At 63.5% G+C, this 21,342-nt stretch carries 23 protein-coding genes; 13 read left to right on the plus strand and 10 right to left on the minus strand.

The window, feature by feature from the left end; genetic code table 11:
* Positions 1-36 precede the first annotated feature (36 nt).
* Positions 37-972 (plus strand): LysR substrate-binding domain-containing protein, encoded by a 936-nt coding sequence (locus JAO85_RS22300; RefSeq protein WP_034352726.1) that lies wholly within the window; start codon positions 37-39, stop codon positions 970-972.
* Positions 973-1,111: 139 nt separating this feature from the next.
* Positions 1,112-1,579, plus strand: coding sequence for a DUF1801 domain-containing protein (locus tag JAO85_RS22305; protein ID WP_202789056.1), 468 nt, complete (start codon positions 1,112-1,114; stop codon positions 1,577-1,579).
* 111 nt (positions 1,580-1,690) lie between these two features.
* Here JAO85_RS22305 and JAO85_RS22310 read toward each other — a convergent pair whose 3' ends face one another.
* Positions 1,691-2,779, minus strand: a complete 1,089-nt coding sequence (locus JAO85_RS22310) for a tartrate dehydrogenase (protein WP_012839310.1) — start codon at positions 2,777-2,779, stop codon at positions 1,691-1,693.
* A gap of 129 nt (positions 2,780-2,908) precedes the next feature.
* Between JAO85_RS22310 and JAO85_RS22315 the strand changes: the two genes are divergently transcribed.
* Complete coding sequence (locus tag JAO85_RS22315) at positions 2,909-3,844, plus strand: LysR substrate-binding domain-containing protein (protein WP_202789068.1); 936 nt, start codon at positions 2,909-2,911, stop codon at positions 3,842-3,844.
* Positions 3,845-3,951: 107 nt separating this feature from the next.
* Here JAO85_RS22315 and JAO85_RS22320 read toward each other — a convergent pair whose 3' ends face one another.
* Together JAO85_RS22320 and rpsU are read right to left on the minus strand one after the other, a co-directional pair.
* Entirely contained in the window at positions 3,952-4,398 is a 447-nt protein-coding gene (locus JAO85_RS22320; protein WP_039049219.1) for a GatB/YqeY domain-containing protein, read from the minus strand.
* Positions 4,399-4,562: 164 nt separating this feature from the next.
* Positions 4,563-4,775 (minus strand): 30S ribosomal protein S21, encoded by a 213-nt coding sequence (gene rpsU, locus JAO85_RS22325; protein WP_003052999.1) that lies wholly within the window; start codon positions 4,773-4,775, stop codon positions 4,563-4,565.
* Between the two features lie 500 nt (positions 4,776-5,275).
* Here rpsU and JAO85_RS22330 point away from each other — a divergent pair, with 500 nt between their 5' ends.
* Entirely contained in the window at positions 5,276-6,325 is a 1,050-nt protein-coding gene (locus JAO85_RS22330) for a BMP family protein (RefSeq protein ID WP_237734955.1), read from the plus strand.
* A gap of 89 nt (positions 6,326-6,414) precedes the next feature.
* Here JAO85_RS22330 and JAO85_RS22335 read toward each other — a convergent pair whose 3' ends face one another.
* Together JAO85_RS22335 and JAO85_RS22340 are read right to left on the minus strand one after the other, a co-directional pair.
* Positions 6,415-7,689, minus strand: coding sequence for an NAD(P)/FAD-dependent oxidoreductase (locus JAO85_RS22335; RefSeq protein ID WP_202789057.1), 1,275 nt, complete (start codon positions 7,687-7,689; stop codon positions 6,415-6,417).
* A 50-nt stretch (positions 7,690-7,739) separates the two neighbouring features.
* Positions 7,740-8,342 (minus strand): SMI1/KNR4 family protein, encoded by a 603-nt coding sequence (locus tag JAO85_RS22340; RefSeq protein ID WP_059441119.1) that lies wholly within the window; start codon positions 8,340-8,342, stop codon positions 7,740-7,742.
* Between the two features lie 125 nt (positions 8,343-8,467).
* Here JAO85_RS22340 and JAO85_RS22345 point away from each other — a divergent pair, with 125 nt between their 5' ends.
* Positions 8,468-8,947 carry an acyl-CoA thioesterase gene (locus tag JAO85_RS22345; RefSeq protein WP_003069412.1) on the plus strand — a complete coding sequence of 160 codons (480 nt, stop codon included), beginning with the start codon at positions 8,468-8,470 and terminating at the stop codon, positions 8,945-8,947.
* 93 nt (positions 8,948-9,040) lie between these two features.
* On the opposite strand, the gene cobA is transcribed toward JAO85_RS22345, so the two are convergent.
* Genes cobA through JAO85_RS22360 form a run of 3 tightly spaced genes read right to left on the minus strand, consistent with a single transcriptional unit; the run spans position 9,041 to position 11,861 of the window.
* Entirely contained in the window at positions 9,041-9,841 is an 801-nt protein-coding gene (gene cobA, locus JAO85_RS22350) for a uroporphyrinogen-III C-methyltransferase (protein ID WP_059441120.1), read from the minus strand.
* 9 nt (positions 9,842-9,850) lie between these two features.
* Entirely contained in the window at positions 9,851-10,855 is a 1,005-nt protein-coding gene (gene ybiB, locus JAO85_RS22355) for a DNA-binding protein YbiB (protein WP_012839303.1), read from the minus strand.
* A gap of 58 nt (positions 10,856-10,913) precedes the next feature.
* Positions 10,914-11,861, minus strand: a complete 948-nt coding sequence (locus JAO85_RS22360; protein WP_202789058.1) for a LysR substrate-binding domain-containing protein — start codon at positions 11,859-11,861, stop codon at positions 10,914-10,916.
* Positions 11,862-11,992: 131 nt separating this feature from the next.
* Between JAO85_RS22360 and JAO85_RS22365 the strand changes: the two genes are divergently transcribed.
* The 7 genes from JAO85_RS22365 to tsaD all read left to right on the plus strand — a co-directional run bounded on the left by JAO85_RS22365 (position 11,993) and on the right by tsaD (position 18,569).
* Positions 11,993-13,042, plus strand: coding sequence for a zinc-binding dehydrogenase (locus JAO85_RS22365; RefSeq protein WP_237734956.1), 1,050 nt, complete (start codon positions 11,993-11,995; stop codon positions 13,040-13,042).
* Positions 13,039-13,758, plus strand: coding sequence for a hypothetical protein (locus JAO85_RS22370; RefSeq protein WP_202789060.1), 720 nt, complete (start codon positions 13,039-13,041; stop codon positions 13,756-13,758). The genes JAO85_RS22365 and JAO85_RS22370 overlap by 4 nt, the downstream gene beginning before the upstream one ends.
* A gap of 50 nt (positions 13,759-13,808) precedes the next feature.
* Positions 13,809-14,777 carry a tripartite tricarboxylate transporter substrate binding protein gene (locus JAO85_RS22375; RefSeq protein WP_202789070.1) on the plus strand — a complete coding sequence of 323 codons (969 nt, stop codon included), beginning with the start codon at positions 13,809-13,811 and terminating at the stop codon, positions 14,775-14,777.
* A gap of 133 nt (positions 14,778-14,910) precedes the next feature.
* Positions 14,911-15,957, plus strand: a complete 1,047-nt coding sequence (locus tag JAO85_RS22380) for a porin (RefSeq protein WP_202789061.1) — start codon at positions 14,911-14,913, stop codon at positions 15,955-15,957.
* A gap of 165 nt (positions 15,958-16,122) precedes the next feature.
* On the plus strand, positions 16,123-16,833 hold the full coding sequence (locus tag JAO85_RS22385) for a DUF937 domain-containing protein (RefSeq protein ID WP_003053021.1): 711 nt from the start codon (positions 16,123-16,125) through the stop codon (positions 16,831-16,833).
* Positions 16,834-16,986: 153 nt separating this feature from the next.
* Positions 16,987-17,442 carry a CBS domain-containing protein gene (locus JAO85_RS22390; protein ID WP_043004812.1) on the plus strand — a complete coding sequence of 152 codons (456 nt, stop codon included), beginning with the start codon at positions 16,987-16,989 and terminating at the stop codon, positions 17,440-17,442.
* 86 nt (positions 17,443-17,528) lie between these two features.
* Positions 17,529-18,569 carry a tRNA (adenosine(37)-N6)-threonylcarbamoyltransferase complex transferase subunit TsaD gene (gene tsaD, locus JAO85_RS22395; protein ID WP_202789062.1) on the plus strand — a complete coding sequence of 347 codons (1,041 nt, stop codon included), beginning with the start codon at positions 17,529-17,531 and terminating at the stop codon, positions 18,567-18,569.
* A 55-nt stretch (positions 18,570-18,624) separates the two neighbouring features.
* On the opposite strand, the gene wrbA is transcribed toward tsaD, so the two are convergent.
* Together wrbA and JAO85_RS22405 are read right to left on the minus strand one after the other, a co-directional pair.
* Positions 18,625-19,227, minus strand: coding sequence for an NAD(P)H:quinone oxidoreductase (gene wrbA / locus JAO85_RS22400; RefSeq protein WP_202789063.1), 603 nt, complete (start codon positions 19,225-19,227; stop codon positions 18,625-18,627).
* A gap of 277 nt (positions 19,228-19,504) precedes the next feature.
* On the minus strand, positions 19,505-19,888 hold the full coding sequence (locus JAO85_RS22405; protein WP_039049179.1) for an Hsp20/alpha crystallin family protein: 384 nt from the start codon (positions 19,886-19,888) through the stop codon (positions 19,505-19,507).
* A gap of 91 nt (positions 19,889-19,979) precedes the next feature.
* Between JAO85_RS22405 and JAO85_RS22410 the strand changes: the two genes are divergently transcribed.
* Positions 19,980-21,335 (plus strand): branched-chain amino acid ABC transporter substrate-binding protein, encoded by a 1,356-nt coding sequence (locus JAO85_RS22410; RefSeq protein ID WP_202789064.1) that lies wholly within the window; start codon positions 19,980-19,982, stop codon positions 21,333-21,335.
* The last annotated feature ends 7 nt before the right edge of the window (positions 21,336-21,342 follow it).

Below are 21,342 nucleotides of genomic sequence, written 5' to 3' on the forward strand. Positions count from 1 at the left end.
TAGACTCTCTTCATAACTATTAGGTAATGAAGCACCATGAGCAAGATCGATCGTGTGCTGCGCTCCAACCTCAAGCTGCGCCATCTGCAGCTGCTGGTGGCGCTGGATCAGTTCCGCCACCTGGGCCGTGCGGCCGAGTTTCTGGCAGTGACCCAGCCTGCCGTCTCCAAGACTCTGGCCGAGGTCGAACGCATGCTGGGCATGGCTCTGTTCGAGCGCTCCACGCGCGGCACCGAACCCACGGCAGCCGGTGTCAGCATGGTGCGTTTTGCACGCTCGGTGCTGGCCGGTTTCGAACGCACGCGCGACGAGATGGCTGCCGAGGCCAGCGGTGCCCGCGGGCGCGCCAGTGTGGGGGCCATGGTGGTGGCCACGCCGGTGCTGCTGGCGCGCGCCGTGGAGCGCTTGAAAGCGCGTTCGGACCAGACCACGGTGATGGTGGAGGAAGGGGACCTGACGCGCTTGCTGCCCAAGCTGCGCCTGGGCGAGCTGGATCTGTTCGTGGGACGGCTGGAGCCCGGCTATGCCGCGCCTGATCTGGAGACCGAGGCGCTGTACGACGATCCCATGGTGGCTGTGGTGCGACCCGGTCATGCGCTGCTGGCGCCGGGCGCGGCCAGCTGGCAGGCCCTGGCGGGCCAGCCCTGTGTGCTGCCACCGCCCTGGGCCTCGCTGCGTGTGAAGCTGGAGCAGCAGTTCTATGCCCACGGCCTGCACCCGCCGGCCGACATCGTGGAGACCGCGTCCTTTCTCTCGCAGCTGACCTTTGTGCACCAGCGCGGCGCCGTGGCCTTCATGGCGCGTGGCGTGGCCCGCTGCCATGCTGCCCTGGGTACGCTGGCCATGCTGGATCTGGTCGTGCCCATAGATCTGCCGCCCGTCGGCCTGATCACCTTGCGTGGCCAGCCGCTGACGCCGACCACGGGCTTGCTGGTCGAATGCCTGCGCGAGGTTGCGGGCGAGCTGGGCTGAGCCTGGAATGAGTCTGATATGGGGCGGGCTGGCACTCTGGGACCGCTCTGCTCTGGCGTGCTACCGTGGTGCAATCCTTGTCCCATGCCTTGAGCCTTGTGCCGGACATGGTTCCAGGTCCAACCATGGAGACCCATCTATGACTGCCTTGCTACCCATGCCTGCACCTTCGGCCGAACCTGTCGGCGGCCCCGAGGCTTCGGCTCTGATCGATGCCAGGATTGCCGGCCTGGACGACTGGCGCGGCGCCATGCTGGCCCGCGTGCGGGCGCTGATCCGAGAGGCCTTGCCCGCCGTGGTGGAAGAGCTGAAATGGCGTGGAACGCCCGTATGGTCGCAGGACGGCATTCTGTGCACGGGCGAGACTTACAAGGCCGTGGTCAAGCTGACCTTCGCGCATGGCGCGGCCCTGGCCGATCCGGCCGGCCTGTTCAATGCCAGTCTTGAAGGCGCCACGCGCCGGGCCATAGACCTGCATCTGGGCGATGCGCTTGACGCCGCAGCGTTCCAGGCACTGGTGCAGGCCGCTGCGCAGCGCAATGCCCAGGCACGGTCGGCCAGAAAACCGGCTTCGCAAGCCAAAGCCAAATCGCGGTCTGAAGCCTAGGTCGCCGCAGCCGGTGGCCCTGGGCGTTCAGGCGTGCAAAAGCACCCGGTGCAGGTTCAGCCTGTGCGGGGTGCGCCTTGAATCGGGCCGGCTGGGGCCAGCCCGGAGTCATCAGGCCTTGGCGATGGCCGCGGCGATGGCTTCACCCACCTCGGTGGTGTTGGCCTTGCCGCCCAGATCTGGCGTCAGCGGACCGGCCTTGATCGTGTGCTCTATGGCGGCCACGATGGTGTCGTGGGCCTGGCGCCAGGCACCTTCGCTGCGGCCCAGGAAGTCCAGCATCAGCGCGCCCGACCAGACCATGGCAATGGGGTTGGCGATGTTCTTGCCGTAGATGTCGGGTGCCGAGCCGTGCACGGGCTCGAACAGCGAGGGGAAGTTGCGGTCGGGGTTGAGGTTGGCCGATGGTGCCAGGCCGATGGTGCCCGTGGTGGCAGGGCCCAGGTCGGACAGGATGTCGCCAAACAGATTGGTGGCGGCCACCACGTCGAAGCGGCCGGGCTGAAGCACGAAGCGCGCGGTCAGGATGTCGATGTGCTGTTTGTCCAGCGTGACTTCGGGGTAGTCCTTGGCCACATCGTCGGCGCGCTTGTCCCACCAGGGCATGCTGATGGCAATGCCGTTGCTCTTGGTGGCCAGGGTCACGTGCTTCTTGGCGCGGCTCTGGGCCAGATCGAAGGCGTACTTGAGCAGGCGATCGGCGCCCTTGCGCGAGTAGACCGATTCCTGGATCACGATCTCGCGGTCCGTGCCTTCGAACATCACGCCGCCCAGCGAGGTGTATTCGCCTTCGGTGTTCTCGCGCACCACGTAGTAGTCGATGTCACCGGGCTTGCGGCCGGCCAGGGGGCAGGGCACGCCTTCGAACAGGCGCACCGGGCGCAGATTGATGTACTGGTCGAATTCGCGGCGGAACTTGAGCAGCGAGCCCCACAGCGAGACATGGTCGGGCACGGTGGCGGGCCAGCCCACGGCGCCGAAGAAGATGGCATCCATGCCCGAGAGCTGGGCCTTCCAGTCGTCGGGCATCATCTGGCCGTGTTCGGCGTAGTAGTCGCAGTGAGCCCAGTCGAAATGGTGGAACTCCAGCGGCAGGTCGAAGCGCCTGGCTGCGGCTTCCAGCGCGCGCAGGCCTTCGGGCATGACTTCCTTGCCGATGCCGTCGCCGGCGATGACTGCAATTTTTTTGGGAGTGGACATGGTGCTCTCTCGTGAGTGTGTTGGGTGGCGAGGCAGCGGCTCAGCCTGTGCCTGGCGGTATTTTTGCACCTTGCATAACTGAATACAATTGACTGATCGTGGCCTGATTGTTTACAGATCGTGCAGAAAATGCCCTCGCCCGAAGACCTGCGTGTCTTCACCACCGTGGTGCGCAAAGCCAGCTTTGCCGAGGCTGCGGCCGCGCACAATGCCTCGCCGGCCTTTGTCAGCAAGCGCATCCGCCTGCTGGAGCAGGAGTTGGGCGTGAAGCTGCTGCATCGCACCACACGGCGGGTCGCTGTCACCGAGCAGGGCGAGCGCGTCTACCACTGGGCGCAGCGCATTCTGGACGAGGTCGAGCATCTGCTGCAGGAGGTGGACGTGACGCGGCGCCAGCCGCGCGGCCTGCTGCGGGTGTCCACCAGCTTCGGCTTTGGCCGCAATGTGGTGGCGCCCGCGCTGTCGCAGCTGATTGCGCAATATCCGGCGCTGCAGCTGCGCCTGGAGGTGTTTGACCGCATCGTCGATGTCGCGGCCGAGGGCTTCGATCTCGATGTGCGCGTGGGCGACGAGATCGCGCCGCACCTGATTGCCCGGCATCTGGCCGACAACCACCGCGTGCTGTGCGCGGCCCCGGCCTATGTGCAGCGGCGCGGCAGCCCGCGCACGCTTGATGAACTGGCAGCACATGACTGTCTGGTCATCAAGGAGCGCGATCATCCCTTCGGTGTCTGGAAACTGCGCTCGGGCAGTCAGGAGCGCAGCGTGAAAGTGACCGGGCCGCTGTCCACCAATCATGGCGAGATGGCCGTGCAATGGGCGCGCGACGGCCATGGCATCGTGCTGCGCTCGCTGTGGGATGTGGCGGCCGATCTGCAGGCCGGCAGCCTGGTGCAGCTGCTGCCAGAGTGGCAGCAGCAGGCGAATATCTGGGCCGTCTATCCGACGCGGCTGGAGCGCTCGGCCAAGGTGCGGGTCTGCGTCGAGTTCCTGCAGGAGTTCTTCAGCAAACAGGCGTCCACGGGATTGAGGGGTGCTATTAAAAAAGAAGCTGTTATCGATTGATATGCATGAATTTCAGATTATTTTGAGTCTGAAAGATATGCACAACCAGCGCAAGCAGCTTCTGTTTTTGAGCCTGATGCCGCGTGGCGGCCCAGGCTATTTGCCAATTATCGGGTCAGCGCGGCCTTCACGGCAGCGGACACCAGGCCCATATCGGCCTTGCCGGCCAGCTGGGCCTTGACGGCGCCCATCACCTTGCCCATGTCGCCAGGGCCGGAGGCACCCAGTTCGGCCACGATGGCCTGCACGGCTGCGGTGATCTCGGCTTCTCCCATGCGTTCGGGCAGATAGACCTTGAGCACTTCCATTTCGGCCTTTTCCACATCGGCCAGATCGGCGCGGTTGGCGGCTTCGAAGGCGGCGATGGAGTCCTTGCGCTGCTTGATCAGCTTGTCGACGATGGCGATGACGGCGGCGTCGTCGAGCTCGATGCGCTCGTCCACTTCCTTTTGCTTCATCGCGGCCTGCAGCAGGCGGATGGTGCCCAGGCGCGCGCTGTCCTTGGCACGCATGGCGGTCTTCATGTCTTCGGTAATCTGGGCTTTCAGGCTCATGGCTTTCTCCTTGGGGTGGGCGAACGGACGCTGACTGTCCATGCGCTGGGAGGTCACTGCGCAGCCGGGCAGGCTTGGCAGTGGCCAGAAAACAAAAAACCCGCGCCTGGCGTCCCGAGCGCGGGTTTGCGGCTGTTTTAAGGCCGACTGGTCCTAATCAACGATTAGTACAGCTTCTTAGGCAGTTGCATGCTGCGAACGCGCTTGTAGTGACGCTTCACGGCAGCAGCCTTCTTGCGCTTGCGCTCGGCTGTGGGCTTTTCGTAGAACTCGCGAGCACGCAGATCGGTCAGCAGACCCAGCTTTTCGATGGTGCGCTTGAAGCGGCGCAGGGCAACTTCATAGGGCTCGTTTTCTTTGACGCGGATGGTAGTCATTTAATTTCCAGATATATCTGTGCTGACAGAGGGTTCTCGGGAAGATCGGGCCTGAGAGCCGTGAACAGCGGTTTCCCCGCCACTTTTTAACTAGTATGGCCGACGGGGTAATGCCAGCAAAGTCGAGCATTATAGACCAAGACTTGGGCTGCGTCTTCAATGGGGCGTGAAGCAATCCGGCGTCGGTCGCGCGCGCATGGTTTTGCGGCGGCAGGCAGGGCGTTGTCGCAGACCAGATTCAGGCACCGCCATTGTGCCTTTTGGACTATCGGCGCGTTCAAGTCGCGTGTATTGCGGAGCGAAGCCGGATGCGCAATGCAAGAGCACGGTGCTGCCCAGGCGCCAGGACAGCCGAGCCCGGCGCTGGGGTTTCTTGGGAGTATCGTGTGCACGGAAATTGCATACAGTTTAGAGGCTTTATTTCGTGACCAAGGTCAAGGAATAAGTGGGTTTCGTGCCTGTGCGCGTCGCTGTTTTTCTGTGTTCAAGGAGCTTCCATCTTGTCCAGCGCTTCTCATTCCTCATTTATTTCGCGTCGCCAATGGATGGCTTCGGCCGTAGCCGTGCCGGGCTTGCTGGCATTGACGGCCTGTGCCGGCAGGGCCGGAGTTTCCGGGCCTGCCGCATCCGGCGGTTCCCTGGTGGTGGGTGGTCTGTTTGCGGGCTCGCGCAGCGACAAGGGCTTTATGGAGGCTGGCTGGCGCGGCCTGGAAAAAGCGCGCCAGGAGCTGGGCGTGCAGACCCGCTTTCTCGACGGCATGGCGCCCAGGAAGGAGTTGCTGGTGCCGGCTCTTGCACAGCTTGCGGAGCAGGGGGCGCAACTGGTGATTGCCCATGGCGGGCAGAACAATCAGGCTGCAGCCGAAGTTGCGGCGCGCTTTCCCAGGACCCAGTTCGTCGTGACCCAGGGCGCGGTACAGGGAAGCAATCTCTGCAGCTATGACGTGCTGCAGGAGGAGTCGGCCTATCTGGCCGGCGTGCTGGCGGCGCTGACCACCAAAACCGGGGTGGTCGGCCATATGTCGGGCATTCGCGTGCCCCCGGGACTCAAGGGGCGTGCAGCCTATGCGGCCGGCGTGCGCGATACCGATCCCAGGGTCAAGCTGCTGACGAACTTCTCGGGCGATCAGGACGACAACGCCTTGTCGCACCGCATTGCCAGGGCCCAGATGGCTGCCGGTGCCGATGTGATCTTCACCATGCTCAACTCCGGCCGCGATGGCGTGACCCAGGCCTGCCGCGAGGCGGGCACGCGCCAGATCGGCAATGTGATCGACTGGACCACGGTGGACCCGCAGGTGTTTGTCGCTTCCGCCTGGGCCGATGTGGGCATTGGCGCGTTTTTGGCCGTCAAGGATATGCAGGAGCGCGGTGCGCCCGGCCCGGGCATTCGCAAGATCGGTTTGAGCGACCCGGCCGCCGTACGCCTGACCATGGGCCAGGGCGTGGCCGCCGCTGTGCGCGAGCGCGTGGGCAATGCGTCGGCTGCCATCGCCTCGGGGCAGCTCAAGGTTCCCGAACACTATGAAGGCAAGGAATTTTCTGCCTGACCGGATGGTGCGCCGGAGGCGCTGGCAGCAAAAAAGGATGGCTCAACCATCCTTTTTTTCATGGCGGCAGGCGCTTCGGTTCCAGTCGCTCAAGCCATGACCAATTGCTTTTCCGCCATGGCCTGGGCGCAGGCGGCGGCACTGGCCCAGGCCCACTGGAAGTTGTAGCCACCCAGCCAGCCGGTGATGTCCACCACCTCGCCGATAAAGTACAGGCCCGGCCGGGTCTTGCATTCCATGGTTTGCTGGGACAGCACCCTGGTGTCCACGCCGCCCAGCGTGACCTCGGCTTTTTTATAGCCCTCGGTGCCCGTGGGAGTGATCTCCCAGCGCGACAGCTGCTCGGCCAGTCTGGCCAGGGCCTTGTCGCCGGCCTCGTTGATGGGGCGCTGCAACTCGGGCATGCGGCCGACCCAGGCATCGGCCAGGCGCGCGGGCAGATGGGCGGCCAGCTCGTTGGCCACCAGCTTGCGCGAGTGGAGCTTGGCCTGGGCCAGCACCTCGGCCAGATCCACACCAGGCAGCAGATTGATCTGCAGCGGGGTGCCGGGCTTCCAGTAGCTGGAGATCTGCAACACGGCGGGACCCGAGAGGCCGCGGTGGGTGAACAGCAAATCCTCGTGGAAGCTCATGCGCTCCTTTTTGCTGCCGGTGCTGATTTCCACGGGCAGGGCCAGACCGGCCAGGCCCGCGTAGGGTTGCCAGCCTTCGCCGTCGAAGGTCATGGGCACCAGGCCGGGCGTGCGCTCGATCAGCGGCAGATCGAACTGCTGGGCCAGACGGTAGCCGAAGTCGGTGGCGCCTATCTTGGGAATGCTCAGGCCGCCAGTGGCAATGACCAGGTTGGCGGCCTGTACCAGGCCACGATCGGTTTCAATCTGATAGCTGAAATCGCTTTCTGTGTCTTGGTTTGACGGCGAAAGCACTACTTTCTTGACCTGGCAAGGCTGCCAGCGCTGCACGCCGCCCGCGCTGCACTCGGCCAGCAGCATGGCGATGATGTCCTCGGCCGAATGGTCGGCAAACAACTGGCCCTTGTGCTTTTCGTGGTGGGCAATGCCGTGTCTGTCCATCAACGTGATGAAGTCGGCGGGTGTGAAGCGCGAGAGGGCCGAGCGGCAGAACTGAGGGTTCTGCCCCACAAAATGCTTGTGCGGCGCACGCACGTCCAGATCTCGGTTGGTGAAGTTGCAGCGCCCGCCGCCCGAGATGCGGATCTTCTCGGCCACCTTGGGCGCATGATCGATCAGCAGCACCTTCAGGCCCTGCTGGCCGGCCTGGGCCGCGCAGAACAGGCCGGCGGCACCGGCGCCGATGATGATGGCGTCAAAAATCTGGAAGGGGACCTGTGAAGAGGAGGACACGGCGGGCAGGGCGATGGAGCAAGAACAAGGCCGCGATTGTCCCAGATGCCTCAGATTTTGGGCTCGTCCACTACAAAGCCCCAGAAACCGTCGTCGCAGTGAATGCAGCAGGCCGTAAAGTGATTCAGGTCACTGGCGTGAAACCAGATTAGGCCCAGCTTGGAGTCGCACAGTGCATCGGCCTGATCGGCGAGGCTGAGTGCCGCAATATGCTCCAGCTCCATATCGCCGAAGAATTCCTGCAGATCGCTGGCGCCCAGAAAAAGGTCGTGGTCCAGACTGCCGATCTTTCCTTTGTGCCGACCGTGCAGAACTTCCACAAATGGGTTGCCGCCCTGGTCGTGGCCAATGGCTACAAACCAGCGGGCCAGCAGAAATTCGGACTGCACGGTTTTCAGGTCTTCCTGATGCAGTTGCGCGCCAAAGCTGAAGAGGTCGGCAAAGTTGGCGTGGCTTTCGCTGGCAATCTCGGTGCTGTCATGAAGATAGCTGGCGTGGTCTGAGGCCTGTTCCAGCGCATACATGGAAAAGCCGTTCTGTGTGATCAGAAACTGCGCATAAGCATCTGAGAAGCCAATGTGCGCCTGCAGCGCTGCAACTTCCTGTGCGCTGGCGGCAGGCTGGCCGAAGGGGTTGGGAAACAGAACTTGCAAGACGCACTCCTGAGACTTACAGCACGGTGTAAGTCGGTACTTGTTTATATCTGCAGCCCATTGTCCCATTGGGGTATGCGCAAGGGTTCAGCGTGCGTCCCGGATCACTTCTAGAATCGCGCCCCATGAATACACCATCCCACCAACTGAGCATGACCGTGCTCATGTCGCCTGACATGGCCAACTTCTCCGGCAATGTGCACGGGGGCGCCATCTTGAAATTGCTGGACCAGGTTGCCTATGCCTGCGCCAGCCGTTATGCGGGCCGCTATGTCGTGACGCTGAGCGTGGATCAGGTGATGTTTCTGCAGCCTATCCACGTAGGTGAGCTGGTGACTTTTCTGGCCAGCGTGAACCACACCGGCAAGTCCTCCATGGAAATCGGCATCAAGGTGATTGCCGAGGAGATTCGCAGCCAGGTGGTGCGCCACGTGAACAGCTGCTTCTTCACCATGGTGGCCGTGGACGATGACAAAAAGCCTGCCCCCGTGCCCCCGCTGCAGCTCGAAACCGACGAGGAAAAGCGCCGCTGGGACGCCGCCATCATCCGCAAGGAACTGCGCAAGGAGCTCGCCGAGCGCTTTGCCGAGACTCGTACTCCCTGAGTCGCATCGCCGCTTCTGCGTGGACGTAGTCTCGCAGCGAGGCGGCGCTTGCCGCTCGCCCGGCTTGCAGGACAGCCCGGGGATGGTCCTGGATCAGGCTGCCGCTGATTGCGGCAAGGCTTGGGGCTGGTTCTGCCAGGCGGCAATGCCCTGGACCACATCGCCGACGACGATGATGCTGGGGCTGCCCAGTTGGTGGTCGGCAATGCTTTGCGGCAAATCCTTCAGAAAGGTCAGCGCATGGCGCTGCTGCGGCAGGCTGGCATGCTGGATCACGGCCACGGGCGTGCTGCCGGGCAGGCCGCTGAGCAGCTCGCTGCTGATGCGCTCGACACTGCTCACTCCCATATAGATCACCAGCGTCAGCTTGGCCGCATGGGCCGTGGCGGCGATCTGGCGCCAGTCGGGGCCGCTGTCGCCGGGTTTGGCATGGCCGGTCATGAAAAGCACGCCGTGCGCGCGATCGCGGTGGGTCAGCGGGGCGCCCAGGTTGGTCAGGCCCGCGAGACCGGAGGTGATGCCGTTGATGACATCCACCTCGATACCGGCCTGACGCAGATGTTCGACCTCTTCGCCGCCACGGCCAAAGATGAAGGGGTCGCCGCCCTTGAGGCGCACCACGCGTTCGCCGTCCTGCACGGCCGCAATCATGAGCTTTTCGATAAAGGCCTGGGGAGTGCTCTTGCAGCCGCCGCGCTTGCCCACATAGACCACGCGGGCCGAGGGCGAGGCGTGGCTCATCACACCATCGCTGACCAGATCGTCGACAAACAGCACGCTGGCTGCGGCAATGGCCTTGGCGGCCTTGATGGTCAGCAGCTCGGGGTCGCCGGGGCCGGCACCCACCAGGGTGCACGAGCCGCGCTGATTGGGGTTGTGGGAAATGGCAGTCATTGTGGGGTCTCAGTCGGGGCTGCGGTTATAGGCTTGCAGTGCGGCGCGGCTGGCGGCAGCGTCGGCATCGGTGACCTGCATGGCCTGGTGCAGGGCTTGTATTTGTTCCAATTGTTGCGCGATCGGCGCCGGCACAGGTAGCTGGCCGTTCAGAATGTCCAGTGTCAGCCGGGCTGTCTGCTCGGCATTCAGATCTTGTTCCGGGGCACTGCTCTCGGTGCCGGATGCGAGCTGGCTGCTGTGCAGGGAAGAGCGCTCAAAGCAGATTTCTCCGGCAATCACACCCGTGCTCACGGGTTCGCGGTGAGGGGCGGCCACGGCCTCGCCTTCCGTGCCGCGCACCAGCAGCGCACTGGTCGCACGCAGGGCCAGGGTCTGGAGCATGGGCTGGGCATAGGCCGGGTGGGTATAGCTGGCCAGCACCAGCCCGGATTGCGCGGTGCTGCTGCCATGGATAGGGTCCAGCAGTTTGACGATGCTGTGCGAGGGGTTGCGCAGGCCCATCTGGCGGCGAATCTGCAGCAGCCGATCCAGCGGCGCCAGCAGGTGACGGGTCTGCATCCAGACCTTGTCGCCAGGCTCCAGAGCGATGGGACGCTCGATGGCCGTCCAGCCCAGTTGCCGCCATACCTCGGCCGTGCCCAGGCGCTTGTCCTCGGTATGGCTGCCGTGTACCAGCACCGGCAGTCCTTTCTGCGCCAGAAGACCCGCCAGCAGCGGTGTGAGGTTGGCCAGCTTGCGCGAGCCGTTGTAGCTGGGGATGACCACCACGGGCTGGGCCTTATGGGCCTGCGGCCACACGGGCAGACGTTGCTGGGTCGCGTCGAGAAAGCCTGCCAGCTCTTCGGCGCTTTCGCCCTTGAAGCGCATGGCAATGCAAAAGCCGCCGAGCTCCAGATCGCTGACCTTGCCGTCCAGCACCTGCCCCATCAGATCGCAGGCCTGGGTCCGCGAAAGAGAGCGCGCGCCCTTGGTGCCGCGACCGATTTCCTTGATGTAGTGGCTGATGCTCATGATTAACGTAATTGTCGCTATAAAAACCATGAGTTGTCAGACGATTTGGTTATATAAATCAAACCGGCTGTGCTCGAGACTCCGTCGCTCCCTGTTGCGCCAGCTCTGCAGCCAGGGCCTGCAGCTGCGATTGCGCGAGCTGGGCGACAAGGTCCAGCATGGGGTTGCTCTTGAGCGCATCGGCAGACGCCAGGACGGCGAGCCGGCTGACCTGGCGCGAAGCCCGAAGCGGCCTGAACACGATCTGCTCGCGGTGAAACATCGCGAAGGATGCCGGCACGATGGCCACGCCCAGACCGCAGGCCACGAGCGCCAGCACATTCACCAACTGACCGGCTTCGTGGCGTATCAGCGGAGTGAAGCCGGCCTCGGCGCACAGCGCGACCGTGCGGTCGAAGTAGTCGGTGTCCTGATAGCGGGTGAAGCCCACAAAGGGCTGATGCACGGCTGCTTGAAGATCCAGCATTCCACTGCCTCCGGCCAGAGGGTGGGAGGCTGGAACAGCCAGGCAATAGGGGTCGTCAATGCTGGCCAGCTCAAGCTCGTCGGCCTCCTTGTGGCCGGGGCGGGCAAAGCCGAGTTCCAGCTCGCCCTGGCGCAAGGCCCGCTGCTGCTGGGACGAGATCATTTCGCGGGCTTCGATCTGCACCTCACAGCCGGCCTGTGCCACAGCTCGCAGCAAGCCGGGCAGCAGTGACTGCATGGCCGAGGGAACCAGCCCCAGGCGCAGCACGGTCTGGCTGCTGCGCTCTCGTTCGCGCGCTCGCAAGGGGGCTTGCTCGGCACGCGCCAATATGACGCGCGCATCTTCCAGCAGCGACTCGCCTGCAGCGGTGAGCTGCATGCCGCGCGGCAGGCGGGTGAAGAGCTGCGTGCCGACCTCATCCTCGAGTTGCTTGAGTTGCTGTGACAGCGGCGGCTGGGCGATGAATAGCTTGCGGGCGGCCCTGCTGACGTTGCCCTGCTCGGCAACCGCCACGAAATAGCGCAGATGTCTCAGTTCCATGCCTGAATGAATCCATATTTCAAAAGTATGAGTTTCATATTAAATCAGTGTTGGACATATGAATGAAGGGCGGCAACACTGCCGATCCTGTTCGTTCTGAGATGCATGTCCACGCATGCATTGCCTGTCTCATGCAAGCCTTGCAAAAAACCGAGTCCGCCAAGGGACTGAAGCTCAACGAGGTCGACATGCCGTCGCCTGCCGCAGGTGAAGTGCTGCTGCGGGTTCATTCCACCGGTGTCTGTGGCACGGATCTGCATATCGATGCCTGGACGGCGAGCTACCACTTTTTGCAGGCCGCGCTGCCGGTGACCGTGGGTCACGAGTTCAGCGGCGAGATCGTGGCCAGAGGCGAGGGGGCCGAGCATCTGCCCCTGGGCCAGTTGGTGGCCGTGCGGCCTTCGGTCACCTGCGGCAGATGCCCCAGTTGCAGTGCCGGCGACTTCGATGCCTGCACCACGCGTCGCGGCATCGGTGTCATGCGCCATGGCGGCTTTGCCGAGTATGTGGCCGTGCCCCTGCGCAATTGCGTGCCGATTCCACACGGCGTGGACCCCGAGGTTGCTGCATTGGCCGAGCCGCTGTCGGTGAGCTTCGAAGCCGTGCGCACGGGCAATGTCCAGCCCGGCGATCGCGTACTGATCCTGGGGCCCGGCAATATCGGCCAGGGCATTGCGCTGTTTGCGCGTGCCGCAGGGGCAGCCCAAGTGGTGGTGGCCGGCCATGGTGATGCCGCGCGGCTGGAGGTCCTGCGCTCCATGGGGTTCGAGGATTTGCTGGACTTCGAGGGGCAGGACATTGACGAGGCCCTTGCCGCGTATACGAAGCAAGCTCTCTTTGACGTGGTGATCGAAGCCACCGGGGCGGCGGCAGTGCTGGCGCCGGCCCTGCGTGCACTCAAGACCCATGGCGTGCTGGTGATTGCCGGCATTCATTCAGCCCCCGTGCCGCTGGATCTGACGGCCTTGGTGCGACGTCATCAGCAGCTGCGCGGCTCCTATCGCACGCCGGAGCGCTGCTGGCTGGAGGTCGTTGAATTCATGCAGACCCATCAGGATCAGCTGCGCCTCATGATCACCCACCGCGTGCCGCTTGCACAGGCCGGGCAGGGTTTTGAGCTGGCGCGTGCGCGGCTGGCGAGCAAGGTGCTGATTCAGCCCGGCGCGGGTTCTGCATCATGAGCACCGCCTTCCTGGCCTTGTGGAACGACATCGACCGGCCCGAGGCTCGCGCAGAATACGAGGCTTGGCATGCCCTCGAGCATGTTCCCGAGCGCGTGGGTTTGCCAGGCTTTGTCTATGGCCATCGCTATGTCGGCGCCTGCGGATACTTCACGCTCTACGGTCTGGAGTCTCTGGCGGCCCTGGACTCGGCCGAGTATGCGGATGTGATCGCTAACCCCACGCCCTGGTCGGCACGCATGAGGCCGCGTCTGAGTGCTTTCATGCGCAGGCCCTGCCTATTGCAGGTCCAGGCTGGAGCATCCAGCGGTGCGGCGTTGACGACGCTCAAGGCCGTCACCACCGATGTACATACCTGGGCCGCGCACGCAGCCCGCTGGGCGGAGCAGGCGGTGCAGCAAGGGCGTCTGCTGCGGGTCATGGCGGGTGTGGTGCCTGTGGAGCGTTCCTTGCACTACCCCGTTGGCGGCGAGCGCATTGCCGAGCAGGCCCAGGGGGAAGTCACGGTGGTCATGCTGGCCGAGCATCTCGACGGACCGTCATGCACCCAAGGTGCCCAATGGTGGGCCGACCAAATGCAGGCACATCACCTCGAAACGCCTGCACAGCAGGCTTTTGGCCTGCAAACCCGGGTGTACCGTTCGCAGCTGGCCCTGCCCGCCAGCGGACGCCTGCCGCCCTTGATGGAACTGATGGCTGGATACGCCGATTGTTGATCCGAGACTGAGTCCGAGATTCTGGAGACATAAAGATGACAAGAAAATCGATGCCCGTGCGCCGGGCTGCCCTGCTGCTGTGTGCCGCTGCCTGTCTGCCCTTGGCGGCTCAGGCCCAGGGCAAGCCTGACTGGCCCACCCGCCCCATACGTTTTATCGTCGGCTATGCCAGCGGCTCTTCGCCCGATGTGCAGGCCCGATTGCTGGCCGAGCCCCTGACCAAGGCCCTGGGGCAGCCTGTGGTGGTGGAGAACAAAGGGGGCGCCAGCGGCAATATCGGCGCCGACGCCGTGGCCAAGGCCGGCGACGGCCACACCATAGGCGTGATCGGCAACGGCCCGCTGACCAGCTCCAAGTTTCTCTACAGCAAGCTGCCCTACGATCCGATCAAGGATCTCGCACCACTGGCCATGATCGGCTCGGCCCCTCTGGTGCTGGTGGCTCCCAAGTCCATGGCCGCGAATGCGGGCGCCTATTTCAAGGCGCTCAAGACCGGGACCCAGGGCAACTACGGCTCGGTGGGTACGGGGTCCGGCGGCCATCTGGGCGTGGAGCTGATCAAGGAAGCCATGGGCCTGAATCTGCAGCATGTGCCTTATAACGGCGGCCCGGCTGTGGTCAACGCCTTGATGGGCGATCAGGTGCAGATGGCCTTGCTGCCGGCCTCCACCGTCATGCCGCTGGTCCAGTCCGGCAAGCTGGCCGCCCTGGCCGTGAGTTCCAGCAAGCGCAGCCCGCTGGCGCCCGGCGTCCCCGTCATGCCCGAGATCGGTGCCGGCAATGTGGACATCGAAGTCTGGAATGCGGTCATGGCACCGGCTTCCATGCCCGCCGAGCATCGCGCCAAGCTGGCTGCGGCCTTGGAAAAGATTCTTCATGCTCCCGATATCCGCAGCAAGCTGCTGGCCCAGGGCTGGCGCATCGACGACACCAGCGCTGCCTCGTTGGCCAGGCGTATCGAAAACGATGCACGCATCTACGGCAGCCTGATCACGCAAAAAAACATCCGCCTCGAATGAGTGCGGCCGGCGCCATCTGAGGCGCCGGACTCCCACACGGCATCCCCGCAGCAACGGTGGATGCTGCTGTCAGCGGCTCGACAGCGGCAGGACTCTGCCGCGAGCCCCATCCATTATTAAAAAGAGAGACTTCATGACATCCTTGCAATCGGGAGGCTTGGCCGTGGCCGCTGCCTTCATCTCCACATGTTCGCTGGCTCAGGCCCAGACCGCTGCGCCCGCCACATCCCAGCTCACGCTGTACGGCGTGGTGGATATGGCCGCCGAGTCGATGTACACCGGCGCGGGCCGCACCCTGCGTGCAGAAAGCGGTGTCCTAGCGGGCTCGCGCTGGGGCGTTCGCGGAACCGAGGATCTGGGCGGCGGCCTGCGTGCGCTGTACGTGATGGAGGCCGGACTGAATGCCGATACCGGCGAGCGCGCTCAGGGCGGGCTCGCCTTTGGTCGACAGATCTTTGTCGGCATGGGCGGCGACTGGGGTCAGCTGACGCTGGGCCGCCACTACACCACGTTTCATACCTCGCTGGCTTCCTATGCCCTGACGGGCCTGATCTGGGGCAATGCCGCCAACTATTTCCGTGACGGCACGGTGCTGCGCGCCGACAACTCGCTGCGCTTTCAGTCGGCTTCCATGGCGGGACTGGTGATGCGGGGCATGTACTCGTTCGGGGAGAACGCCGGCACCAATGTGGGGCGTCAGTTCGGCGGCTCGCTGGACTACACGCGCGGTCCCTGGAGCTTGGGAGCCTCGCTGTGGGAGCGTCGCACCACGGCCCAGAACACCGACCGCTATCGCTTGCTGGGCGGCTCCTATGACTTCAAGCTGGCCCGGGCTGCCTTGCTGCTGTCCACCCGGGAGGATGATCTGCCGGATGTCGCCAGCAAGCGCGGACGCTTCTTTGAAGCCAGCATGACCATACCGGTCAGCACGGCAGGGCAGTTGCTGCTGTCCTATGGACAGTTCCAGGGGCGTGCGCGTGCGAACAGCGATGCGCGAGCCCTGAGCGTGCGCTACGACCATGCGCTGTCCAAGCGCACCAAGCTGTATGCGGGTGTCTCCGCAATCCGCAACGAGGCCGACGCTGCATTCACCATCAACAGCGCCAGCAATGCCGGGCCTTCGGTTCCCAAGGGCAGCAAGCCGCGCTCGCTGCTGGTCGGTATCTCGCACTCCTTCTGAGTCAAGCCGTCACAGGACGCTGCGGCCTGCAGCAAGCCCTGTCCAGGGCGCAGGCCGCCTCAATGGTCTATAGCCCGGGAGGGGCTTGCGTAGTGAATGAACATTGATCACATTTCGGGACACAGGGCGCGCGTAACATGTGCGCTGTTTTTGAGGAGTGTTGAAATGACCGCTAACGCATCTTTGACCGACGAACTCATGGGCCAGCTGCAGGGCGCTCCCATGCAGGGCCTGGCCCAGCAGTTGGGCATCGACTCCGTGCAGGCCGAGCAGGCCGTGGGCGTGGCGCTGCCCATGCTGTTTGGTGCGCTGGGCCAGAACACGGCCCAACCTCAGGGAGCTGCCGATCTGTTCGGTGCGCTGCAGCGCGATCACAGCAGTGCCAATGGCGCGATGGATATGGGCGGTCTGCTGGGCGGGCTCGGCGGCCTGCTCGGCGCAGCGGGCGGTGGCGCTGGTGCGGCTGGCGGCCTGGGTGGGCTGGGCAGCATTCTGGGCTCGGTGCTGGGAGGCGGCTCCGGTGCCGGAAACTCGCAGTTGGATGCGGGTGCCATCCTGGGCAATATCTTTGGCGGTCAGCAGCAGCAGGCCGAGTCCCGTCTGGGTCAGGCCACGGGCCTGGGTGGCAATGCAGGTCAGTTGCTTGCCCTGCTGGCTCCGCTGGTGATGTCTTTTCTGGCCAATCGAGTCCAGTCGCAGGGCATGGGGGCCGGCGACCTGGGCAATGCCCTGGATCAGGAGCGCGGCCAGATCCAGTCGCAAGGCGGTGCGGCAGGAGGCATCCTCGGCAGCCTGCTCGATCAGAATGGCGACGGCAAGCTGGATGCCGGAGATCTGTTCAAGCTGGGCGCGGGTCTGCTGGGCGGTCGGCGCTGAGCCCGGATTGAGTGACAGTATCAAGGCAGCTTTGGCTGCCTTTTTTGTTTTTGTATACGGGCATAGCCTGATTGCCGCAATGCAGCAGGATTCTCACACTGGTCATGTCGTCATGCGTTTTGCATGACAGGCCGATCCAGAAAGGAGAACCAGATGACGACCGTCGCCGAAATTCTGCGCGCCAAGGGCAACAGCACTATCTACAGCGTTTCTCCCTCCGACACCATGCTGGCTGCACTGCAGCTCATGGCGGAAAAAAGCATTGGCGCGCTGCTGGTGCTCGAAGGTGGCGATATCGCCGGTATCGTGACCGAGCGCGACTACGCGCGCAAGATCGCTTTGCAAGGGCGAAGCTCGGCCAGCACGCGCGTGGACGAGGTCATGACGCGCAAGGTGCATTGCGTGCTGCCGCGCCAGACCAGCGAGGAGTGCATGTCGCTGATGACCAGCAATCGCATGCGCCATCTGCCCGTGATCAACGAGACTCGCGAGCTGCAGGGGCTGATTTCGATTGGCGACATCGTCAAGGAAATCATCTCGGCCCAGCAGTTCACGATTCATCAGCTGGAACACTATATTTCCGGGACCCCCAATGTGAATCAACCGTAGGTTGCTATGAATTGAATAGCGAAGGCGGGCAGGGCTAATGTCCGCCTTTTCTGCATCTGGAAGGCGCAAGTCCTACACTTGCGGCCATGAGTTTGCTGATCCTGGGAATCGAATCCTCTTGTGATGAAACCGGTGTGGCGCTGGTGCGTACGCCGGACGGCCAAGGTGTGCCCACCTTGCTGAGTCATGCGCTGCACAGCCAGATTGAAATGCACCGCGCCTATGGCGGCGTGGTGCCCGAGCTGGCCAGCCGCGACCATATTCGCCGTGTGCTGCCGCTGACCGAGAAGGTGTTGGCCGAATCCGGGGTGCAGCTCGACAATGTCGATGTGATTGCCTTTACGCGCGGGCCCGGCCTTGCCGGGGCTTTGCTGGTCGGCTCCGGTGCAGCCTGCGCCATGGCAGCCGCGCTGGACAAGCCTGTGCTGGGCGTGCACCACCTCGAAGGCCATCTGCTCTCGCCTTTCCTGAGTGCCGACCCGCCGGAGTTCCCGTTTGTGGCCCTGCTGGTCTCGGGGGGGCATACCCAGCTCATGCGTGTGGACGGCGTGGGCGAATACGAAATCCTCGGTGAAACCATCGACGATGCGGCAGGCGAGGCTTTCGACAAATCGGCCAAGCTCATGGGCTTGCCCTATCCGGGCGGTCCCGTGCTCTCGAAGCTGGCGGAGGGCGGCGATCCTCTGGCCTTCAAGCTGCCTCGCCCCCTGCTGCATTCGGGTGACCTGGACTTCTCGTTTGCCGGCCTCAAGACGGCTGTGCTGACCCAGGCCAAGAAGCTGGGTGACGAGCTGGAAGCGCGCAAGGCCGATCTGGCCGCCAGCACCCAGGCCGCGATTGTGGACGTGCTGGTCAGGAAAACCATGGCCGCACTCAAGCAGACCGGCATGAAGCGTGTGGTGGTGGCGGGAGGTGTGGGGGCCAACAAGCAACTGCGCGAGCAGCTCAATGAAGCCTGCGCCAAGCACAAGATTCGCGTGCATTACCCCGAGCTGCATCTGTGCACCGACAACGGCGCCATGATTGCCATGGCTGCCGCCATGCGCATACAGGCGGGACGCGAGCAGGCCCTGCATGAATATGCGTTCGATGTGAAGCCGCGCTGGCCGCTGGATTCGCTCAGGTGAGTTTGTGCAGCAAAAAAGCAGCCCAGGTGGCTGCTTTTTTCATGGCTGCCTGCGCTTATCCGGCAAGCTTTACGGCCAGTTTCGCTACGTTCTGGCCCTGGTAGCGGGCAATGCTCAGCTCGTCGGGATGAGGCTGGCGCGAACCGTCGGCGCCCGCAATCGTCGAGGCCCCATAGGGCGAATTGCCGCCCTTGACCGCGCTCAGATTGGTCTGTTCGGGCAATGGATAGCCCAGCGGCACGATGATCATGCCGTGATGGGCCAGCGTCGCCCAGGTGGTAGTGGCCGTCATTTCCTGGCCGCCGCCGGTGCCGGTCGAGGTGAAGACACTGCCGATCTTGTTGATCAAGGCCCCTTTGACCCAGAGACCGCCGGTCTGGTCGAGAAAGCTGCGCATCTGGCCCGGCATATTGCCAAAGCGCGTGGGCACGCCAAACAGGATGGCATCGTAGTCGGCCAGTTCGGCTGGGCTGGCGACCTCTGCGGCCTGATTGGCCTTGCCGCCTGCGTTCTTGAAGACATCCTCGGGCATGGTTTCGGGCACGCGCTTGACGGTGACCTCGGCACCGCTGACGCTGCGGGCGCCTTCGGCCACGGCCTGAGCCATGGTTTCGATATGTCCGTACATGGAGTAGTAGAGAACCAGCACTTTCGCCATGGGTGAATTCCTCAAACGGGGTTGGAAAGCGGTGCAGCAATGGCGCACCCGACTGAACCCACAGTGTAGGAATTCAAGATGGCAGCGCGACACGCACCGGCAGTCTGCCCCTGTAGGCCAAGGCGCCGAATCAGCTCAACTCCCGGAATCGGCCATGGCATTGGCATGAAAAAAGCCCGCAACGCCAAGGCATTGCGGGCTTTGTGCTTTCCGGCCGACCTCTTGCTAAGAGGAGATGGAAGAAAGGATGAGGCTGGCCGGTCGGCGTAAACAGCGCTTATTCGATGCTCAGCGTCACGGCCTTGCTCTGGGGCTCGAGCTTGGCCAGGGTCAGCGTCAGCACGCCATGCTCGAGTTTGGCCTTGCTGTTGGCAGCATCGATTTCATGGCCGAGATCCCAGGTGTATCTGACTTGGCGGGCTGCACCTTCCACGCTTTCGAGCTTGGCGACAGAGCCTTCCAGCGAGAGTTTGAGCTGCTCGCGTGCCAGGCCTGGCACATCCAGGGTCAGGGTCGTGAATTGGTCATCGCGACTGACTTGAACCTGGCGTTGTACGGGGCTTGCAGCGCCCAGGGTTTCCTGCAGAAAGCGTTGCAGGGCCAGGTCGGCGGCGCGAGGGGATACAAAGGTATTACGGCTCATCACAGGGGCGAAGAACATGGTGTTTAACTCCTTTAAACTGCGCGGCTTGCGTTGTTGCCGCTTGATTCATAGGTAGGTGGTGGCAAGCGCATTTCAAGAGGTTTTTTTGATGAATAAATTGCGCCGCGATGTCTTGAAATACCTGCAGTTGCCACTACTATGTGCGCCGTTCGGCATTGCTGGCATTGCTGGCATTGCTGGCATTGCTGGCATTGCTGGCGCTGCTGTGGCTGCAGCCAAGGCCAAGCTTGCGCAACCCATCAAGCTGGCACTGGTGGAGAGTCTTTCGGGCCCGTTTGCAAACACGGGCGAGGCCGTGTTCCGCAATCTGCTGTGGGCGACCGAGCGGGTGAACGCGCGCGGCGGCGTGCGCCTGGCCGACGGTCCGCATGAACTGGTGATAGAGCGCTATGACAGCAAGGGGCAGAACGAAGAGGCGCTGTCGGCGCTGCGCGCGGCCATAGACAGCGGTGCGCGCATCATCATGCAGGGCAACTCGTCGGCCACAGCGGCGGCGCTTCTCGACGCCATCGACAAGCACAACAGCCGGGACCCTTCGCGCCGTGTGCTGTATCTGAACTATTCGGCCGTGGACCCGGCGCTGACCAACGAGCGCTGCAGCTTCTGGCATTTCCGCTTCGATGCCCATGCCGATATGCGCATGGCTGCGCTGATGGAGGTCATCAAGGACGACAAGGCCGTACACAGTGCCTATCTGATCGGGCAGGACTACAGCTTTGGCCAGGCCGTGTTGCGCGAAGCAAGGCGTCAGCTTGGCATGCAACGGCCTGATGTGCGCATTGTGGGCGACGAGTTGCACCCTGTGGGCCGCGTCAAGGACTTTGCGCCCTATGCGGTCAAGATCAAGCAAAGCGGTGCCCAGGCCGTGATCACCGGCAACTGGGGCAATGATCTGATGCTGCTCGTCAAGGCTGCGCGCGAGGCAGGCTACGAGGGGCGCTTCTACACCTTCTACGGCAATGCCCTGGGAGCCCCGGCGGCCTTGGGCGATGCCGGCGTGGGCAAGGTGCTGGCCGTGGCCGACTGGCTGCCCAATGTGCCAACGGCCGAGAGCCGTGCCTTCTACCAGTCTTTCCGTCAGCGCTTTCCCAGGCCGCAGGACGACTATGTGCATATGCGCATGCAGCTCATGATCGAGGCTCTTGCGCAGAGCCTCAAAAAAGCCGGCAGCACGGACACCGTCGCCGTGGCCCATGCCTTGGAGCATGCCAGGGTCCAACTGGCGGGACGCTCGGGCAGCATGCGGGCGGCAGACCATCAGTTTCAGCAATCGCTGGTGGTGGGCATGATGGAAAAGAGAGGTAGCTCAGGCGTGGACTTCGATGTGGAAGGCTCGGGCTACGGCTTCAAGGTAGTGCGCGAGATCTCTTCAGCCAGGGCAGAGATGCCAAGTCAGTGCCAGATGAAGCGCTTTTGTGTGGCTGGAGAACTATTGAATCAATAGCTGTCAG

This window comes from Comamonas sp. NyZ500 (assembly GCF_016772095.1).
GTDB classification, from domain to species: Bacteria; Pseudomonadota; Gammaproteobacteria; order Burkholderiales; family Burkholderiaceae_C; genus Comamonas; species Comamonas thiooxydans.

Bases quoted from the DNA above. Each gene is read 5' to 3' on its own strand.
- JAO85_RS22365 (WP_237734956.1), top strand. From the start codon at position 11,993: ATGCAAGCCTTGCAAAAAACCGAGTCCGCCAAGGGACTGAAGCTCAAC.
- JAO85_RS22305 (WP_202789056.1), top strand. From the start codon at position 1,112: ATGACTGCCTTGCTACCCATGCCTGCACCTTCGGCCGAACCTGTCGGC.
- JAO85_RS22320 (WP_039049219.1), bottom strand. From the start codon at position 4,398: ATGAGCCTGAAAGCCCAGATTACCGAAGACATGAAGACCGCCATGCGT.
- cobA (WP_059441120.1), bottom strand. From the start codon at position 9,841: ATGACTGCCATTTCCCACAACCCCAATCAGCGCGGCTCGTGCACCCTG.
- JAO85_RS22310 (WP_012839310.1), bottom strand. From the start codon at position 2,779: ATGTCCACTCCCAAAAAAATTGCAGTCATCGCCGGCGACGGCATCGGC.
- JAO85_RS22345 (WP_003069412.1), top strand. From the start codon at position 8,468: ATGAATACACCATCCCACCAACTGAGCATGACCGTGCTCATGTCGCCT.
- tsaD (WP_202789062.1), top strand. From the start codon at position 17,529: ATGAGTTTGCTGATCCTGGGAATCGAATCCTCTTGTGATGAAACCGGT.
- JAO85_RS22375 (WP_202789070.1), top strand. From the start codon at position 13,809: ATGCCCGTGCGCCGGGCTGCCCTGCTGCTGTGTGCCGCTGCCTGTCTG.
- JAO85_RS22390 (WP_043004812.1), top strand. From the start codon at position 16,987: ATGACGACCGTCGCCGAAATTCTGCGCGCCAAGGGCAACAGCACTATC.
- JAO85_RS22370 (WP_202789060.1), top strand. From the start codon at position 13,039: ATGAGCACCGCCTTCCTGGCCTTGTGGAACGACATCGACCGGCCCGAG.
- wrbA (WP_202789063.1), bottom strand. From the start codon at position 19,227: ATGGCGAAAGTGCTGGTTCTCTACTACTCCATGTACGGACATATCGAA.
- rpsU (WP_003052999.1), bottom strand. From the start codon at position 4,775: ATGACTACCATCCGCGTCAAAGAAAACGAGCCCTATGAAGTTGCCCTG.
- JAO85_RS22380 (WP_202789061.1), top strand. From the start codon at position 14,911: ATGACATCCTTGCAATCGGGAGGCTTGGCCGTGGCCGCTGCCTTCATC.
- JAO85_RS22300 (WP_034352726.1), top strand. From the start codon at position 37: ATGAGCAAGATCGATCGTGTGCTGCGCTCCAACCTCAAGCTGCGCCAT.
- JAO85_RS22315 (WP_202789068.1), top strand. From the start codon at position 2,909: ATGCCCTCGCCCGAAGACCTGCGTGTCTTCACCACCGTGGTGCGCAAA.
- ybiB (WP_012839303.1), bottom strand. From the start codon at position 10,855: ATGAGCATCAGCCACTACATCAAGGAAATCGGTCGCGGCACCAAGGGC.
- JAO85_RS22385 (WP_003053021.1), top strand. From the start codon at position 16,123: ATGACCGCTAACGCATCTTTGACCGACGAACTCATGGGCCAGCTGCAG.
- JAO85_RS22410 (WP_202789064.1), top strand. From the start codon at position 19,980: ATGAATAAATTGCGCCGCGATGTCTTGAAATACCTGCAGTTGCCACTA.
- JAO85_RS22360 (WP_202789058.1), bottom strand. From the start codon at position 11,861: ATGGAACTGAGACATCTGCGCTATTTCGTGGCGGTTGCCGAGCAGGGC.
- JAO85_RS22405 (WP_039049179.1), bottom strand. From the start codon at position 19,888: ATGTTCTTCGCCCCTGTGATGAGCCGTAATACCTTTGTATCCCCTCGC.